At 58.8% G+C, this 16129-nt stretch carries 15 protein-coding genes; 5 read left to right on the top strand and 10 right to left on the bottom strand.

From position 1 onward, the window contains the following. Nucleotides 1-36: 36 nt before the first annotated feature. The 3 genes from P8S53_RS15395 to P8S53_RS15405 all read right to left on the bottom strand — a co-directional run bounded on the left by P8S53_RS15395 (nucleotide 37) and on the right by P8S53_RS15405 (nucleotide 3545). Entirely contained in the window at nucleotides 37-1080 is a 1044-nt protein-coding gene (locus tag P8S53_RS15395) for an ATP-binding protein (RefSeq protein ID WP_277804858.1), read from the bottom strand. Between the two features lie 136 nt (nucleotides 1081-1216). Continuing rightward, nucleotides 1217-1780: an acetolactate synthase small subunit gene (gene ilvN, locus P8S53_RS15400; RefSeq protein WP_277804859.1), complete on the bottom strand. Its 564-nt coding sequence runs from the start codon at nucleotides 1778-1780 to the stop codon at nucleotides 1217-1219. Nucleotides 1781-1790: 10 nt separating this feature from the next. After that, nucleotides 1791-3545, bottom strand: a complete 1755-nt coding sequence (locus tag P8S53_RS15405; protein WP_277804860.1) for an acetolactate synthase 3 large subunit — start codon at nucleotides 3543-3545, stop codon at nucleotides 1791-1793. Between the two features lie 332 nt (nucleotides 3546-3877). On the opposite strand from P8S53_RS15405, the gene P8S53_RS15410 reads away from it, so the two are divergent. The 4 genes from P8S53_RS15410 (at nucleotide 3878) to P8S53_RS15425 (ending at nucleotide 8145) form a co-directional block, all read left to right on the top strand. Continuing rightward, nucleotides 3878-4192, top strand: a complete 315-nt coding sequence (locus P8S53_RS15410; RefSeq protein WP_277804861.1) for a helix-turn-helix transcriptional regulator — start codon at nucleotides 3878-3880, stop codon at nucleotides 4190-4192. A 40-nt stretch (nucleotides 4193-4232) separates the two neighbouring features. Beyond that, nucleotides 4233-5285, top strand: coding sequence for a permease (locus P8S53_RS15415; RefSeq protein WP_277804862.1), 1053 nt, complete (start codon nucleotides 4233-4235; stop codon nucleotides 5283-5285). Between the two features lie 88 nt (nucleotides 5286-5373). After that, nucleotides 5374-7323 (top strand): DNA topoisomerase IV subunit B, encoded by a 1950-nt coding sequence (parE, locus tag P8S53_RS15420; RefSeq protein WP_277804863.1) that lies wholly within the window; start codon nucleotides 5374-5376, stop codon nucleotides 7321-7323. A gap of 21 nt (nucleotides 7324-7344) precedes the next feature. Then, the gene (locus P8S53_RS15425; RefSeq protein ID WP_277804864.1) at nucleotides 7345-8145 is read left to right on the top strand and encodes a hypothetical protein; all 801 of its coding nucleotides are present in this window, start codon (nucleotides 7345-7347) and stop codon (nucleotides 8143-8145) included. Nucleotides 8146-8348: 203 nt separating this feature from the next. Here P8S53_RS15425 and P8S53_RS15430 read toward each other — a convergent pair whose 3' ends face one another. The 6 genes from P8S53_RS15430 to P8S53_RS15455 are packed head-to-tail and all read right to left on the bottom strand — an operon-like array spanning nucleotide 8349 to nucleotide 14046. Beyond that, on the bottom strand, nucleotides 8349-9350 hold the full coding sequence (locus tag P8S53_RS15430; protein ID WP_277804865.1) for a Gfo/Idh/MocA family protein: 1002 nt from the start codon (nucleotides 9348-9350) through the stop codon (nucleotides 8349-8351). A gap of 32 nt (nucleotides 9351-9382) precedes the next feature. Further along, nucleotides 9383-10249 (bottom strand): PfkB family carbohydrate kinase, encoded by an 867-nt coding sequence (locus P8S53_RS15435; protein ID WP_277804866.1) that lies wholly within the window; start codon nucleotides 10247-10249, stop codon nucleotides 9383-9385. A 12-nt stretch (nucleotides 10250-10261) separates the two neighbouring features. Beyond that, nucleotides 10262-11038: an HpcH/HpaI aldolase/citrate lyase family protein gene (locus P8S53_RS15440; protein WP_277804867.1), complete on the bottom strand. Its 777-nt coding sequence runs from the start codon at nucleotides 11036-11038 to the stop codon at nucleotides 10262-10264. 13 nt (nucleotides 11039-11051) lie between these two features. Then, complete coding sequence (locus P8S53_RS15445; protein WP_277804868.1) at nucleotides 11052-12554, bottom strand: tripartite tricarboxylate transporter permease; 1503 nt, start codon at nucleotides 12552-12554, stop codon at nucleotides 11052-11054. 7 nt (nucleotides 12555-12561) lie between these two features. Beyond that, nucleotides 12562-13041 carry a tripartite tricarboxylate transporter TctB family protein gene (locus P8S53_RS15450; protein WP_277804869.1) on the bottom strand — a complete coding sequence of 160 codons (480 nt, stop codon included), beginning with the start codon at nucleotides 13039-13041 and terminating at the stop codon, nucleotides 12562-12564. A 15-nt stretch (nucleotides 13042-13056) separates the two neighbouring features. Beyond that, nucleotides 13057-14046 carry a tripartite tricarboxylate transporter substrate binding protein gene (locus P8S53_RS15455; protein ID WP_277804870.1) on the bottom strand — a complete coding sequence of 330 codons (990 nt, stop codon included), beginning with the start codon at nucleotides 14044-14046 and terminating at the stop codon, nucleotides 13057-13059. Nucleotides 14047-14192: 146 nt separating this feature from the next. Here P8S53_RS15455 and P8S53_RS15460 point away from each other — a divergent pair, with 146 nt between their 5' ends. Then, complete coding sequence (locus tag P8S53_RS15460) at nucleotides 14193-15212, top strand: LacI family DNA-binding transcriptional regulator (protein WP_277804871.1); 1020 nt, start codon at nucleotides 14193-14195, stop codon at nucleotides 15210-15212. A 38-nt stretch (nucleotides 15213-15250) separates the two neighbouring features. Here P8S53_RS15460 and P8S53_RS15465 read toward each other — a convergent pair whose 3' ends face one another. After that, nucleotides 15251-16111, bottom strand: coding sequence for a fumarylacetoacetate hydrolase family protein (locus P8S53_RS15465; protein ID WP_277804872.1), 861 nt, complete (start codon nucleotides 16109-16111; stop codon nucleotides 15251-15253). Nucleotides 16112-16129 lie beyond the last annotated feature (18 nt).

Here is a 16129-nt window from a genome sequence, read left to right on the forward strand (position 1 = left end):
AGGGGCCCGCGCACAGACCACCATATACCCGATACATCACCGCACAGGCAGAATAACACCGGCACGCACCCCAGCGCCAACACTGCTTTCAATGACCAGACGCCCGCGATGGCGCGACATGATGTGCTTGACGATCGCAAGCCCAAGTCCGGTGCCACCGCTGTCGCGCGCGCGCCCCTTGTCGACCCTGTAGAAGCGTTCAGTCAGACGCGGAATATAAACCGGATCAATCCCTTCGCCAAAATCACGCACATTCACTTGCAATACCGGCCCGTCGAAACCGTGCATGTCAGCGAAGACACGCGCATCAATCTCGACCCGCCCGCCACTGCTGCCATATTTCACCGCATTCTCGATCAGGTTGCTGAAGACCTGCACAAGCTGGTCATGATCCCCCGGAACCTGCGGCAAGTCCGGTGGCAGATCGCAGACCACCTCCATCCCGGCGGCGGTGATGCGTGGGCGCAGCGCCGCCAATGTGGCATGCAGGACCGCATCGACAGCCACGGGGGCGCGCGGGCGTATTTTTGCCACCGCTTCCACCCGCGACAGCGACAACAGGTCCGCCACCAGCCCCGTCATGCGCGCCGCCTGATCGGACATGATGCCCAGAAATTCTGCGCGGGCAGTCGGATCATCGCCCGCAGGCCCCTGAAGCGTTTCGATAAACCCCGCAAGCACCGTCAGGGGAGAGCGCAATTCATGGCTGACATTTGCCACAAAATCACGCCTTTGCGCACTTGCCGCTTCAATGTCGGACACATCGCGCAGGCTGATGACCAGACCGCGCCCTGCCATCCGCCGCGCGGTGACTTGCCAAATGGTTTCGACGGCAACGCCGGTGGCGGTGAAATTGGCCTGCCCGCCATCGGCACCGGACAAGGCGTGTTCCAGCATGGCTGTCACTTCGGGCTGGCGCAAATGCGCGCGCAACGGCGCGCCCTGAATGCGGGCGCCAAACAGATCGAGCGCGGCAGAATTGGCCGCCGTGACAATGCCGCTGTCATCCACCAGCAGAACCGGCTGCGGCAGGGCCGACATCAGCGAAGCTACCAGATCGTTGTTGTTCTGCTCACTCATCCCACCCTGCCTAGACCGCAATATTGCGCGCCATCAAGGGGCCGCCCCCTGCCCGCGACCGGCCACGGGGGGCGACTTACCACATCGGGGGCCTGCGCGCCTGTCAGACACCCGATCCTTGCACCGGCCCGACCAGCTATTTTGTCCCACGCGCCAAGGCCGCGACACCTGTGCGCGCCACTTCCGTCAGCCCCAAGGGCTGCATCAGCACCGCGAAGGCATCCACCTTTTCCGGTGTGCCGGTCATTTCAAAGATGAAACTTTCCAGCGTGGAATCGACCACATTGGCGCGGAAGATTTCGGCCAGCCGCAGCGCTTCGATCCGGTGTTCGCCCTTGCCCTGCACCTTGAACAACGCCAATTCACGCTGCACGGACGGGCCTTCAACGGTCAGGTCATGCACTTCATGCACAACGACCATGCGTTCCAGCTGCGCCTTGATCTGGGTTATCACCTGCGGCGTGCCGGATGTGACGACCGTAATGCGCGAACGGTGGCCCAGATGGTCCACCTCGGCCACGGTCAGGCTGTCGATATTGTAGCCGCGCGCCGAAAACAGCCCGATGACACGGGCCAGCACACCCGATTCATTGTCGACACTGACCGCAAGCGTGTGGGTTTCGATCATTTCCGCATTCGGGTCGCGCAGGTCATAGGCGGAATGCTTGGACGAGCCTTTTTTGATTTGTAGGGGGGACATTTCTTGCTCCTTACACCAACACCGCGCCCGACGCGCCGATAACGCCTTGCGTATCCACGTCGCCCAGAATCATTTCATTATGTGCATTGCCCGACGGGATCATCGGGAAGCAGTTTTCGTGCTTTTCCACCAGACAATCGAAAATCACCGGCCCGTCATAGGCCAGCATTTCGCGGATGGCGTCGTCCAGATCGGCCTCGTTATCGCAGCGGATGCCCTTGCAGCCAAATGCATCAGCCAGTTTCACGAAATCGGGCAGCGCTTCGGACCATGAACTGGAATAGCGTTCGCCATGCAGCAATTCCTGCCACTGGCGCACCATGCCAAGGCGTTCATTGTTCAGGATGAACTGCTTGACGGGGGCGCGGTATTGCATGGCCGTGCCCATTTCCTGCATGTTCATCAGCCAAGATGCCTCGCCCGCGACATTGATGACCAACGCATCAGGGTGCGCGATCTGCACGCCCACGGATGCGGGCAGACCGTAGCCCATTGTGCCAAGCCCGCCCGATGTCATCCAGCGATTGGGATCTTCGAACCCCAGATATTGCGCGGCCCACATCTGGTGCTGGCCCACTTCGGTGGTGATGTAGCGGTCCATGCCCTTGGTCAGCGCTTCAAGGCGGGCAATCGCGTGTTGGGGCCGGATGCTGCCACTGGACGGCTTATAGGCCAGACAATCAATCGATTTCCATTCCTCGATCTGTTTCCACCAGCGGCCCAGCGCCTCGCGGTTGACCTTGCGGCCCCGCGCTTTCCAGATGTTCAGCAGATCTTCCAGCACATGGCCGACGTCGCCTACAATCGGCACATCAACGGTGATCACCTTGTTGATGGATGACGGGTCAATGTCGATATGCGCCTTTTTCGAATTGGGGCTAAACGCGTTCAGCCGCCCCGTGATGCGGTCGTCAAACCGCGCGCCTATGTTGATCATCAGGTCGCAATCATGCATCACCCAGTTGGCTTCATATGTGCCATGCATGCCCAGCATGCCCAACCATGATTTGCCCGATGCCGGATACGCCCCCAGCCCCATCAAGGTTGAGGTGACAGGAAAGCCGGTGGCTTCGGTCAGTTCGCGCAAAAGCTGGCTGGCTGCGGGGCCGGAGTTGATGACCCCGCCGCCCGTGTAAAACACGGGCTTTTCGGCAGTTTCGATCATTTCCACCAATCGCGTGATTGCGTCAACATCGCCCTTCACACGCGGTTTGTAATGGTCGATCTTGGCTTTCGGCTTTTCAACATATGTGCCGGTGGCAAATTGCACATCCTTGGGGATGTCCACCAGAACCGGACCGGGACGGCCGGTCGTTGCCACATGAAACGCCTGATGAATGGTTTCCGCAAGCTTGTCGGTTTCCTTGACCAGCCAGTTCATCTTGGTGCAGGGGCGCGTAATCCCCACTGTGTCACCTTCCTGAAAGGCGTCAGAGCCGATCATGAACGTGGGCACCTGCCCTGACAAAACGACAATCGGGATTGAATCCATCAGCGCATCAACAATGCCGGTGACAACATTGGTTGCACCGGGACCGGATGTCACCAGAATGACACCCGGCTTGCCCGTGGAGCGCGCATACCCTTCTGCCGCATGGATCGCGCCCTGTTCATGGCGCACCAGAATGTGGCGAATGTCGTTTTGCTGGAATACTTCGTCATAGATGGGTAGCACAGCACCGCCGGGATAGCCGAATACCACTTCCACCCCCTGATCCTTCAGGGCTTGCACTACCATTCTGGCTCCGGTCATCTGACGTGTCATTTGTTGCTCCATCCAACGTCAATTCAAGTTTGCTTTAGCGCGGCGTTTGGCAATAAAAAAGCCCCCGTTGGGTTTCGGGGGCGCATGGGGTCCTTGAAGGGTGTCCGTTACCGGCCCATGCGCATCCTCTCTACTACAATCACGAGTTCATTCTTCATAGCCATCCACCAAGTCTTAGCATCTGCTACCTAAAACGGTGCAGCGGTGCCGTCAATGCGGAAATCCCACGCTGTTGCGCAAATAGGGGCAAAATCTTTGCATTTATTGCGCAACTGCTGGCGGATAGTGAAAAATTATCTTTACATAACCGGATTTGTAGTTATTTTTATCGTATGAACACAGAAACAGAATCTTCAGCGGCAGCACTGGCCGCACTTGGGCATCCCGCGCGCCTGATGGTGTTTCGCCTGTTGGTGCAGGCCGGACCAGCAGGCTTGTTGGTGGGCGAAATAGCCGAGCATCTGGAAATGCCGCTCTCTACCCTTGCGCATCATTTGCGCAGCCTGAAACAGGCGGGGCTGATCACGCAAGCCCGAAAGGGCCGCGAAGTGGAAACGCGTGCAGATACCGAAAGCCTGCGCAACGTGCTGGATTTCCTGATGAGTGAATGCTGCAAGGGCGTGCCCGCCTTGACGCGCGCCCCCTAATTTTCATGCACAATACAACCACAAAGCCGGAGATATCGATATGAGCGACCACTCCCTTCCGCAGCCCGGTCCTGTCGCGGCATTCGGCGTGCATGTCTGGCGCAAACAGCGCCCGTGGCTGGCATTTGCCCTTGTCCTTTTGGCAGTGGCATTGCTTGACCCTGCGCAGGTCTGGGCCTCGGTGGACAAGGTCGCGGGCGCGCTGGTGTCCATCGCACCATTTCTGACTGTGTCCATCCTGATCGCGGCATGGGCGGGGGCTACGGGCGCGGACAACCTGATTGCGCGTGCCTTTACGGGTGCGCCTGCGATGATGATCATGATGGGCGCGCTGGCGGGCGGGTTGTCGCCCTTCTGCTCTTGCGGGGTGATCCCGCTGATTGCGGCGCTTCTTGCGATTGGCGTGCCACTGGCGCCGGTTATGGCGTTCTGGCTTGCCTCTCCCTTGATGGACCCGTCCATGTTCGTGCTGACCGCGGGCGTTTTGGGGCTGGAATTCGCCATCGCCAAAACGCTGATTGCCGTGGGCATGGGGGTCATGGGCGGCACAATCGTGCATCTGGTCATGCGCGCGGGCGGATTGACTGACCCCTTGCGCGAAGGTATTGGCAATGGCGGCTGTGGTGGCGCGAAAGTGCGCGCGCCAACAGCCCCGGTCTGGCGTTTCTGGCAAGACCCCACACGCCTGACCAAATTCCGCCTAGAGGGCACACTGACCTTCCTGTTCTTGCTGAAATGGATGTCTTTGGCGTTTCTGCTTGAAAGCCTGATGCTGGCCTATGTGCCTGCCGAACTGGTCACCCAGACCTTGGGCGGCAACGGCCTTGCGCCCATCGCCATCGCGACATTTGTTGGCGTGCCTGCGTATTTCAACGGTTATGCAGCGCTGCCATTGATTGGCACCTTGATGGAACAGGGTATGCAGGCCGGTGCGGGCATGGCCTTCCTGATCGCAGGCGGCGTGACATCGCTGCCGGCGGCCATCGCGGTCTGGGCGCTGGTGCGGTTTCGTGTGTTCGCCCTGTATATCGCAATTTCGTTGGGCGGGGCATTCACAACCGGATTGATGTTCCACATCTGGACGATGCTGTGACCGCGCTACAGCCCTAATCCTTGCGTATGTCGCGCTGCAATGGTCTATTGGTGGTATAGCTTCCCCCAAGAGAATCGAGCAGCGCGACATGTCTGACCTTTTGCAAAATTCCGAAATCTATGATGCTTCGTCCATTGAAGTGCTGGAAGGGTTGGAACCTGTCCGCAAACGTCCGGGCATGTATATTGGCGGCACCGATGAACGCGCGCTTCATCACCTTGTGGCCGAAGTGCTGGACAATTCCATGGACGAAGCGGTGGCCGGACATGCCAACCGCATAGAGGTGGAACTGCACGCGGATTATTCCGTCACCATCCGCGATAACGGCCGCGGCATCCCCATCGACCCCCACCCTAAATTCCCCGGCAAATCCGCGCTTGAAGTGATCTTGTGCACGCTTCATGCAGGCGGCAAGTTTTCCGGCAAGGCCTATCAGACATCAGGCGGCCTGCACGGGGTGGGCGCATCGGTCGTCAATGCGTTGTCAGATCATATGCGCGTCGAAGTGGCGCGCAATCGCGAATTATTCGCACAGGAATTTTCACGCGGTATTCCGCAAGGACCGGTTGCAAAAGTTGGCCCTGCCCCGAACCGGCGCGGCACCTCTGTGACATTCCACCCTGATGCCGAGATTTTTGGCGCGCTGCGGTTTCGCCCGTCGCGCATGCTGAAAATGGTGCGCTCCAAGGCGTATCTGTTTTCCGGCGTCGAAATCCGCTGGAAATCCGCCATCCCGGACGGCGACACCCCGATGGAGGCCGTCTTCCATTTCCCCGGTGGCCTTGCCGATTACCTGAATGAACAACTGACCGGCAATGTCACCTATTCCGACAAGCCCTTCGCGGGCAAAGTCAGCTTTCAGGAAAAATTCAACCAGCCCGGTTCGGTAGAATGGGCCATCAACTGGACGCCGGTGCGCGACGGGTTCGTGCAAAGCTATTGCAACACTGTCCCCACACCCGAAGGCGGCACGCATGAGCAGGGCTTCTGGGCCGCCGTGCTGAAGGGCATCCGCGCTTATGGCGAACTGGCCAATAACAAAAAAGCCGCCCAGATCACCCGCGAGGACATGATCACGGGCGGCTGCGCGCTGGTGTCATGCTTCATCCGCGAACCTGAATTCGTGGGCCAGACCAAGGACCGCCTTGCCACGACTGAGGCCGCGCGCATGGTCGAAGGGGCGGTGCGCGACCATTTCGACAACTGGCTGGCCGCAGACCCAAAAGCGGCAGGCGCTATCCTTGATTTTCTGGTGCTGCGCGCCGAAGAACGGCTGAAACGGCGGCAGGAAAAGGAAACCAGCCGCAAGACCGCCACCAAGAAACTGCGCCTTCCGGGCAAGCTGGTGGATTGTTCTGCCACCAACCGCGCGGGCACAGAATTGTTCATCGTCGAAGGTGACAGCGCGGGCGGGTCGGCAAAAATGGGCCGCGACCGCAAAACCCAGGCCCTGCTGCCGCTGCGTGGCAAAATCCTGAACGTGCTGGGGGCTGCCAGCAACAAACTGGGCACGAATGCCGAAATCAACGATCTGTGTCAGGCCATGGGCGTGGGGCTTGGGTCCAAGTTCCGGCTGGATGACCTGCGCTATGACAAGATCATCATCATGACCGATGCGGATGTGGACGGCGCGCATATTGCGGCCCTGCTGATGACATTTTTCTTCACCCAGATGCGGCCCATGATTGATGCAGGACACCTGTATCTGGCCTGCCCGCCGCTGTTTCGCCTGACGCAAGGAGCCAATCGGGTCTATGCCCTGGACGAGGCCGAGAAAGCACGCCTGATCGCCGAAGGGTTTGGCGGCAAGGGCAAGATCGACGTGTCCCGCTTCAAGGGCCTGGGCGAAATGGACGCCAAGGACCTGAAGGAAACCACCATGGACCCCGCATCACGGCGCTTGATCCGTGTCTGCGTAGACGACGACCTGCCGGGCGAGACATCTGATCTGGTGGAGCGGCTGATGGGCAAGAAACCCGAATTGCGGTTCCAGTATATCAGCGAGAATGCACGGTTTGTGGAGGAGTTGGATGTGTAAGTATTTGAAAGGTTTAGAACAATGACAAATATACTTTTAAGCTGGAGCGGAAATCAAAGCAAACGGATCGCAGAGGAACTTCGAATTTGGATACCTTCCGTCCTACAGTTTGCGAGGCCATATTATACGCCGAATGATATTGAAAAGGGGGCGAAGTGGGGTAGTGAAATTTCAAAAAAATTATCAGAATCCAATGTGGGAATTATATGTCTTACAAAGGAAAACTTTACAAAACCTTGGATTTTGTTTGAGGCCGGTGCACTTTCTAAAGATTTGGATAGGTCAAAGGTTTGCTCAATACTGTTTGGGATGGAAAATCCTGATATTTCTGGACCTCTTACAACCTTCCAAACGACTGAATTCTCGAAGCCAGATTTCAAGAAACTGATGAGAACAATCAATTCTTCTGGTGACGAAGCCGCACTCTCGAGTGACACATTTGACCGCGTTTTCGAGATGTGGTGGCCTGAGCTTGAGGCTAAAATAAGAATTATTCTTGATGAGCCACAGGGTGAAGAACTCGGGGCGCAGCGGAGTGACCGCGAACTATTGGAAGAAATACTTCTGCTATCACGTCAGAGAACGAGAGAAACGCTTTCTTCGCGACCAATACCGTCAGGTCTCGTAGAGGATTTGCTCGGCGTCATCGAGAAAATACGAGTAGAGAACGACAAAGCACTCTCGAATGAGATAAACGAGAATTTAAAATTACTACTGAAGATAGCATTTCATTTATTACGTCGTTCTCCTATTAATGAAGCTGATTTTGACGAAAGGATTAAAACGCTTCATAAAAGTATTGAGGACTTTCTTCCGTTTTGAATTCTCTCAGGCAGATTCGGAAGATCAAGATTGTTAATCGGTGCGGACACGATATCCCCTGCCCGCCTTGCATCGCTGGGCCACCTCCAACGAGAAGACGTATATCGGGCACTGGCTTGCCACCGGCATCCACCTATTGATCACCAATACACGCTTCACGGCATAGCGGAATAGACTATGCCCCCTCCCGCGCCGCCTTCAAATCAAACCCCGCCGCCTGCCTTGTCATAAATCGCTTCCATCAGGCGCAGCGTTTCAAGGTTGTCCAGCCGGTCGGTGGCAAACGTCCGGCCGGTGCGCAGGCCCGTCACAAATTCGGTCACGGCACCGGTAAAGCAGGCCTGATAGTTCGCCGCCAGATCATGGATCGACACGTCATCAGGGCGCGACAGCAGGGTAATGCGGTCGCGGTCATAAACCAATGTGTCCGCATCGCCCAGCAATTCCAGCCGGTCGGTCGGCAGATCAGGGTAGCCCAGCGCCGAGATGTTGGCATCAATCGTGATAATCGCCCCGCTGGCGCGCGATTGCAGGGTCACCAGCGCCACATCCTCGCCCTTCAACGCGGGGTTTATTCTATCCAGCCGCGCATTTAGCACATGCATTTCGCCAAGGATGGCGCGCAGCGCGTCCAGATGGTGAATCAGCACCTCGAACACCAGAAGGCGTGGAAACGCTGCCAGATAGGGCTGGCGGTTCAGCAAGAACGCGGGCGCGTCGCCATAGCTGAACAGCGACGCGGACCGCACGGTCAGCCGTGCATGGCGCAACCGCCCGATCTGGCCACCCTGCACGCGCTGCGCGATTTCGGCGTAATGGGGCCGGAACCGGTAGTTTTCATGCACCATGAAGCGAATTTTCTCGCCCACATCGGCAATCAGGGCCTCTGCCTCGGCCACAGTGGGGGTCATCGGTTTCTGGCACATAACGTGTATGCCATGCGCGGCGGCCATGCGCACCAAGGGGGCATGTGTGCCCACGGGTGTTATGATGTCCAGTGCATCAGGGCGGGTTTCGTCCAGCATGCGGGCTGTGTCGGTGTAGACCTGCGCAATGGCGAATTCATCCGCGCGGGCGCGGGCTTTTTGCGCATCGGGGTCGCAAATACCCACCAGTTCAATACCGGACTGCGCCTGCCATCCCTTCAGGTGGAATTCGCTTATGGCCCCTGCGCCTGCAATTGCTACTTTCAAGGGTGTGGTCATCGGTTCATCATCCTGTGTTTGTCTGGACCCCGTCACACGCCTATCTGCGCAGGGCATTGCGATTGCCCTGCCACATGGCGGGCTGCGGCAGCATTGGCGGCGCGCACGGCATGGCGTTCGTCCTGCCCCGCCGCCAAAGCCAGCGTAAACGCGCCGTGCCATGTGTCGCCCGCCCCATTGGTGTTTTGCGCGACAACGGCGGGGACAGGTATTTCATACGCCGATGTGCCGTCATGGCACAGAACCGGGTCCGGCCCGCGTGTCACGCAGACCCATGCCTTCAGGTTTTGGGCAACTTCGGCCAATGCGTCTGCATCCGCCCCGCCTGCATAATCTGTCAGCCCCTGCACGGAAAACGCAATATGGGATGCATGGCACAGCGCATCCTGCACCAGACGCACGGGCGCTTCGGCATCAAGCACGGCGGGTTTTCCTGCGGCACGCGCGGCCGCCAGAAGCGCGTGTGTGATCTGTGGAAAGCGCGTATCGACAAGGGCCGCGTCATACCCGAAGGGCTGCGGCAAGGGGGGCAGATCAGCCGCCAGCCTGTCATCGCGCCGGTTGATGATGGTTCTGTCGCCATCCGCTTCGATCAGGACCGCCGAGTGCGGGGTGACGCCGCCCGCGACGACATGCACCTGATCCAGCGGAACCCCAAGCGCAGTGATGCGCGCGCGCATCACCGCCGCCAGATCATCATCACCGATTGCGCCATAGAGCGTGACCTGCCCGCCCAGCCGCGCGATAGCGCCTGCTGCATTCAGGGCACCCCCACCACCGACAAGCCGCGATGCGTACGCCTTGTGCTTTGCGCCAGCCACCGGAAAATCGGACACCGACAATTCCAGATCCAGTGCAATCAGCCCCCCACAGATGATATGCGGCCCCGTCTTGTCCATGTTGCGCCTGCCTTAGCGCAACATATCAAGGCAAGCGGCGCGCGCTTCGCGGGCCGCATTCGCCAGCATGGCAACATCGCAAGGCCCGACAATCAGCCGGTAGCCGGCCTGTTGCAAATCGCGGTAGTTGCGGTTTGGCCAAAGCACTGTGCCCAGCGACAATCCGCCCTGAAGCGTCAGTTCTTCGGCCTTGTTCACGACGTCCAGCACTTCGGGGGTGTCCATCCGTTCCAGATATCCCATGGACGCGGCCAGATCATTCGGCCCGACAAACACCATGTCTATGCCGTCAATTGCTGCGATTGCAGGAATTTCCGAAACCGCATCCACATGTTCAATCTGCACCATAAGCAGCAGTTCTTCATGGGCACGCTCGCGCGCGAAATCCGGTATCGCCCCAAACCCCGACGCGCGCACAATCGGTGCGGCATAGCCACGCTGGCCGCGCGGCGGATACAGGCAGCAATCTGCCACGCCCTGGGCCATTTGGGCCGAATGCACCATGGGCACCATCAACGACCGCGCGCCACGGTCCAGCGCGCGTTTCAGCACGGCCTCGCTGGCGTCGGGCACGCGCAGAATGGCCTCGCCCCCTGCCGCTTCGACAGCGCGGATCAGGTTGAAGCCATCTTCAAGCCCTGCTGCGCCATGCTCGCAATCGACAACAATCACATCCCAGCCCGCATGCACCAGCAATTCCGCCACATCGGGTGACCCCAGATCCAGCCATGCCGCCGCAACGGTTTCCCCCGCCTTGATGCGCGCCTTCAGTTTGTTTCTTCCTGTCATCTTGTCATCTCTGTTATTTGGACGAAGTCCGGTTTCCAAAAAAGCTCCAGCCAGCGCGCAGCAGCAGCGCGGCCCAAACCAGCAATGTCAGCGTGCCCAGCACCGCAGCCGTGTCGCGCGCAAAGAATTCGGTCAGATCACCGCGAGACTTCATCATCGACACCATGAAGTTATCCTCGACAATCCGGCCAAGGACGATGCCCAGAATGGCAGGGGCCAGCGGCATACCGGCCCAGATCATGCCACTGGCCAGAAGTCCCAGCGCCAGAATGATCCAGATTGCGATAACGCTGCCGGTAATGGCATAGCCGCCAATCATGGACAGCAGCAAAATCAACGGCATAAGGACGGCACGCGGCACGCGCAAAATCTGGGTGGCCAGCGCCACCACCAGCCCGCCGGTCAACAGCATCATTACGTTTGCCATGAAGAACGACCCGAAAATCGTGTAGACCAGCACAGTATCATTGGTGAAAATATCCGGCCCCGGTGTCAGGCCCTTCATCATCAGCACGCCAATGGCAATCGCAGTCACACTGTCGCCGGGAATGCCGAACACCAGCGCTGGCGTCCATGCGCCCGCCACGGCGGCGTTATTGGCCGCGCCCCCGTCCACAACCCCTTCGACATGCCCGCGCCCATAGGCTTCGGGCGTTTTGGAAAACCGGCGCGACACGGCATAGGCAATCCATGCGGCCACATCCGCCCCCGCGCCGGGCAATGCACCGATCACGGTGCCGCCGCTTGCGGAACGGATGACATTTTTCCAACGCTTGCGAAATTCACGCCACGCGTCGCGGATGGCCGAAAACAGCGGTTCAACAACCAGTTTTCCCAAATGCGCCTGACGGCCCAGTGCGGCATTGCGCAGCAGTTCGGACAGCGCGAAAATTCCAATCATCGCAGGGATGAAATTGATGCCGTCATAAAGCTCCATCAAGCCGAATGTGTAGCGCGGGTGCCCGACAGCCACATCGATGCCGATGGTGGCCACCGCCAGCCCGATGAACAGGCTTGCAAAATTTCGCGGCACGGATGGCCCGCCCACGAAGACGGCACAGGACAGGCCCAATGTGGCAAGCCAGAATGCCTCGTCACTGGAGAAGCTGCGGGACAGTTGCGCCAGCTGTGGTGTCGCATAGGCCAGAATGGCAACCCCGATCACGCCGCCGCACACAGATGCGAAAAGCGATGTGAACAGCGTTGTGCGTGGCTTGCCAGTCTGCGACAGACGAAAGCTGTCCTCGACATAGGCGGCGGATGCAGGCGTGCCCGGTATCTTCAGCAATGCGCCCGAAATATCGCCCGCGAAGATGGCGGTGGTCGTCGTGGCCACGATTGCGGCTGCGGCCTGAACGGGGTCCATGAACCATGTGAACGGCACCAGAAGCGCCACCGCCATCGTGGCCGTCAGCCCCGGCATGGCACCCACGAAAGCCCCATACAGCGTGCATAGCAGGATGGTCCCCAGAATTCTGGGTTCCACGACAATGCTTAGAATTGCAAGAAGGTCCATACCGCGCCTACCAGGCATAGGGCGCGAGCACGCCCCAAGGCAGCACAACGCGCATCAATGAATAGAAGATGTAGTGCAGAACCACAGGCGCACTCAGCGCCATGATCCCTGCCAGCACCCAGTTACCGCCGAAAATGCGCACCGCGCACAGTAGCACCAGCGCAGCGGCAACATGAAAGCCCAGAACCGGCAGCAGTAGCGCAAAGCCTGCAACCAGCGCCACGATTCCCATAAAGGACAGTGCGGCCAGCATGGTTATCCTGTCACGTCCGGCACTGTCATCAATCCGGTCAGAGCGGATGTCCCGAATGCCTTCGAGAATGATACCAAGGGCCGAAACGATAAGTCCGCCCGCGATGATTTTGGGAAACAGATCAGGCCCATAGGGCATGGCCCGAATGCGCGGGAAACCCTGCGCACCCCAGATCATGGCAATAGCAAGGGCGATCAGGACCGCCCCCACCACAAAGTCCCGTCTAAGTGTCATTTGTTACGACCGCGATTATTCTGCCAGACCGACGGCCGTGATCGTTGCACCCAGCGCTTCGTCCTGCGCCTGCATATAGGCCATCAACTCATCCCCGCCGGTGAAGACGACTTCTGCGCCACGGGATTCCTTGAACTCTGCCCATTCCTGCGTCTGGGTAATTTCCTCGACCGCTTGTTGATAGGCGCAGGAAATCTCCTCCGGCATGCCTTCGGGGCCGGAAATGGTGATATAGGCCGCAAGGGTCCAGCCGCTATCAAGCGCGTCGGCGGTCACAGGGACATCCGGCAGGGCTGCCATGGGCGTGTCGTGCATATAGGCCAAGGCACGCACTTCACCTGAATCCACCAGCGCCTTGCCTTCTGACAGGGCGGGGGTTGCCATATCGACACCGCCAGCAATCAGTTCCTGCAACGCGGGCGCCGCCCCTTGCGAGGGAATCCAGCGAATGCTTTCGGGGTCCATGCCTTCGGCATTCAGCATACCAGCCAGCGCCAGATGCCAGATACCACCCAGCGACGTGCCTGATGCAGTCAGATCACCGGGGTTTTCGCGGGCATAATCCAGCACATCACCGATAGTTTCAAACGGGCTGTCCTTGGAGACAAGCACGCTTGCGGGAACAATATCAATCAGCCCGATCGGGGTGATATTGGTATAGTTCAGGTCGGTTAGACCAACCCAATGCATGGTGTTGATTTCAACAGTCACCGCCCCCACGGTGTAGCCATCGGGATCTGCATTGGCGATAGCGCTATGGCCGGTCACGCCGTTGCCGCCTGTGCGGTTCACAACATTGAACGGCACGCCCCATTTTTGCTCCAGCATGGTGGCCAGCATGCGCGAATTGGCATCGGTGCCGCCGCCTGCGCCCCATGGGACAATATAGGTGACCGCGCGATCAGGCGTCCAGTCACACGATTGCGCCAGTGCCGCAGAACTGGTCGATGCAGCGATTGCGCCAAGCACACCCACGCGCAGGGCCGTTTTCATCATGGATTTCATTAGATTCCTCCTCCTCCGTGTTCGAGAGCCTTTGCGCTGCGAATCCGCAAGCGCCTCCCTCGGTAAGAGTAAACATGTCAGGAATCATTTAGTCAATCGATTAAACAAGTGGATATCACACGTTTTGACAGCTATATTCCCAGATCATGAACAAGCGCGTCACTCTTCGTACGATTGCTGATGATCTGGGTATCACGGTCGCAACCGCGTCATTGGCCTTGCGTCGCCATCCGCGTATCTCGCCGGAAACAACGCAACGTGTGGAACAAGCTGCCGCGCGGCTTGGCTACATTTACAATCGCGCCGCTGCCAATCTGCGCCAGACGCGCAGCAACCTTGTGGCCGTGTGTGTCAGCGATTTGTCGAACCCGGTCTTTAATGAATTTCTGGTCTATATCGAAGATGAACTGCGCGAGCATCAGATGCAGGTCTTTCTTGGGATCGCACGCGAAGATCTGGCGGTGCAGCGGCACTTTTTGCAAACCGCGCTGGAGCAGGGGGTCGGCGGCATCGTCCTATTGCCTGTCAGGGGCACCACCCGTGCCGATCTGTCAGCACTTTTACCCGAAGGGCAAATTGATCCGGTGGTGCCGACAGTGGTTGTGTCGCGCGCACTTATGGATGTGGCCCTGCCCCAATTCGTCAATGATGACCAGCTTGCAGGGCGACTGGCGGCCCAATGCCTGATTGATCACGGACACAAACACATTGTCTGGGTTGGCGGCGGTCAACAGACATCCACCGCCCAAAACCGGCTTTTGGGTGTACAGCAGGCGCTGTCGGCAGCGGGCCTGCCACAGGCCGAAATCCTGCACGGCCCGACATCGCGCCAGTTCGGCCACCAAAGCGCGCGTGCATTGCTGACGCGGGACAATCCCCCTTCAGGGGTGGTGTGCTTCAGTGATCTTATTGCCTTTGGCATGATCACCGGCTGTCAGGAACTGGGCAAACTGCCCGGCAGGGATATATCCATCATTGGCTGCGACGACATGGAAGAAGCGCATCTGACCTTTCCGCCACTGACCACCATCGCCGTGGACAAGGCCGAAATCGGGCGGCGCGCGTCCCGCAGGTTACTTGCCCCGCTGACAGGACAGGACATTGTGGTTCTGCCCCCGAAGCTTGTTTTGCGCGAAACCGTCGGGCCACCTGCACCGGACAGGTGACCCTTGGTTCTGGGCATGTTCAATCACAGCGTTGCGAATTACGCGACCGCCGCGCGCACATTCTGGGTTTGAACACCCAGTCCTTCGATACCGACGCGCAGAACCTCGCCGCCTTTCAGGTAAACGGGCGGCTTTTGCCCCATGCCCACCCCCGGCGGGGTGCCTGTCGATATGACATCGCCGGGCTGCAATGACATGAACTGCGAACAATACGCAACCAGATGCGGTATCTTGTAGACCATCGTCGCGGATGATCCGTCCTGATAGCGTTTGCCGTCAACCTCCAGCCACATGTGCAGATTGTCGATATCGTCCACCTCGTCCGGCGTCACCAGCCATGGGCCTGTCGGGCCGAATGTGTCGCAGCCCTTGCCCTTGTCCCATGTGCCCGCACGGTGCAGCTGGAATTCGCGTTCGGACACATCATTGACCACACAATAGCCCGCAACATGATCCAGCGCGCGATCTTGCGCAATATAGCTGCCGCCCTTGCCGATAATGACCGCCAGTTCCACCTCCCAATCGGTATGGGTGGACCCGCGCGGGATCTGGATATCATCATCAGGGCCAATAACGGCAGAGGTCCATTTGTTGAAGATCACAGGCTCTGGCGGGATGGCGGCACCGGTTTCGGCGGCGTGATCGGCGTAGTTCAACCCGATGCAGATGAATTTCCCGATATGCCCCACGCATGAACCAAGGCGCAGGTCCTGTTGCGGCGTGCCCTCGACAACAGGCAGGGTGTCAACATCCAGCCCCGCAAGCCGCTTCATCGTCTCGGGCAGCAGTGTCTGGCCCGCAATGTCATCAACATGGGCCGAAAGATCGCGCACGCGCCCCTGTGCATCCAGCAAACCCGGTTTTTCCTGCCCCGCAGGGCCGTAACGTAGCAATTTCATACTTCATCCTGTCTTGTC

The organism is Roseinatronobacter sp. S2, from assembly GCF_029581395.1.
GTDB lineage: Bacteria > Pseudomonadota > Alphaproteobacteria > Rhodobacterales > Rhodobacteraceae > Roseinatronobacter.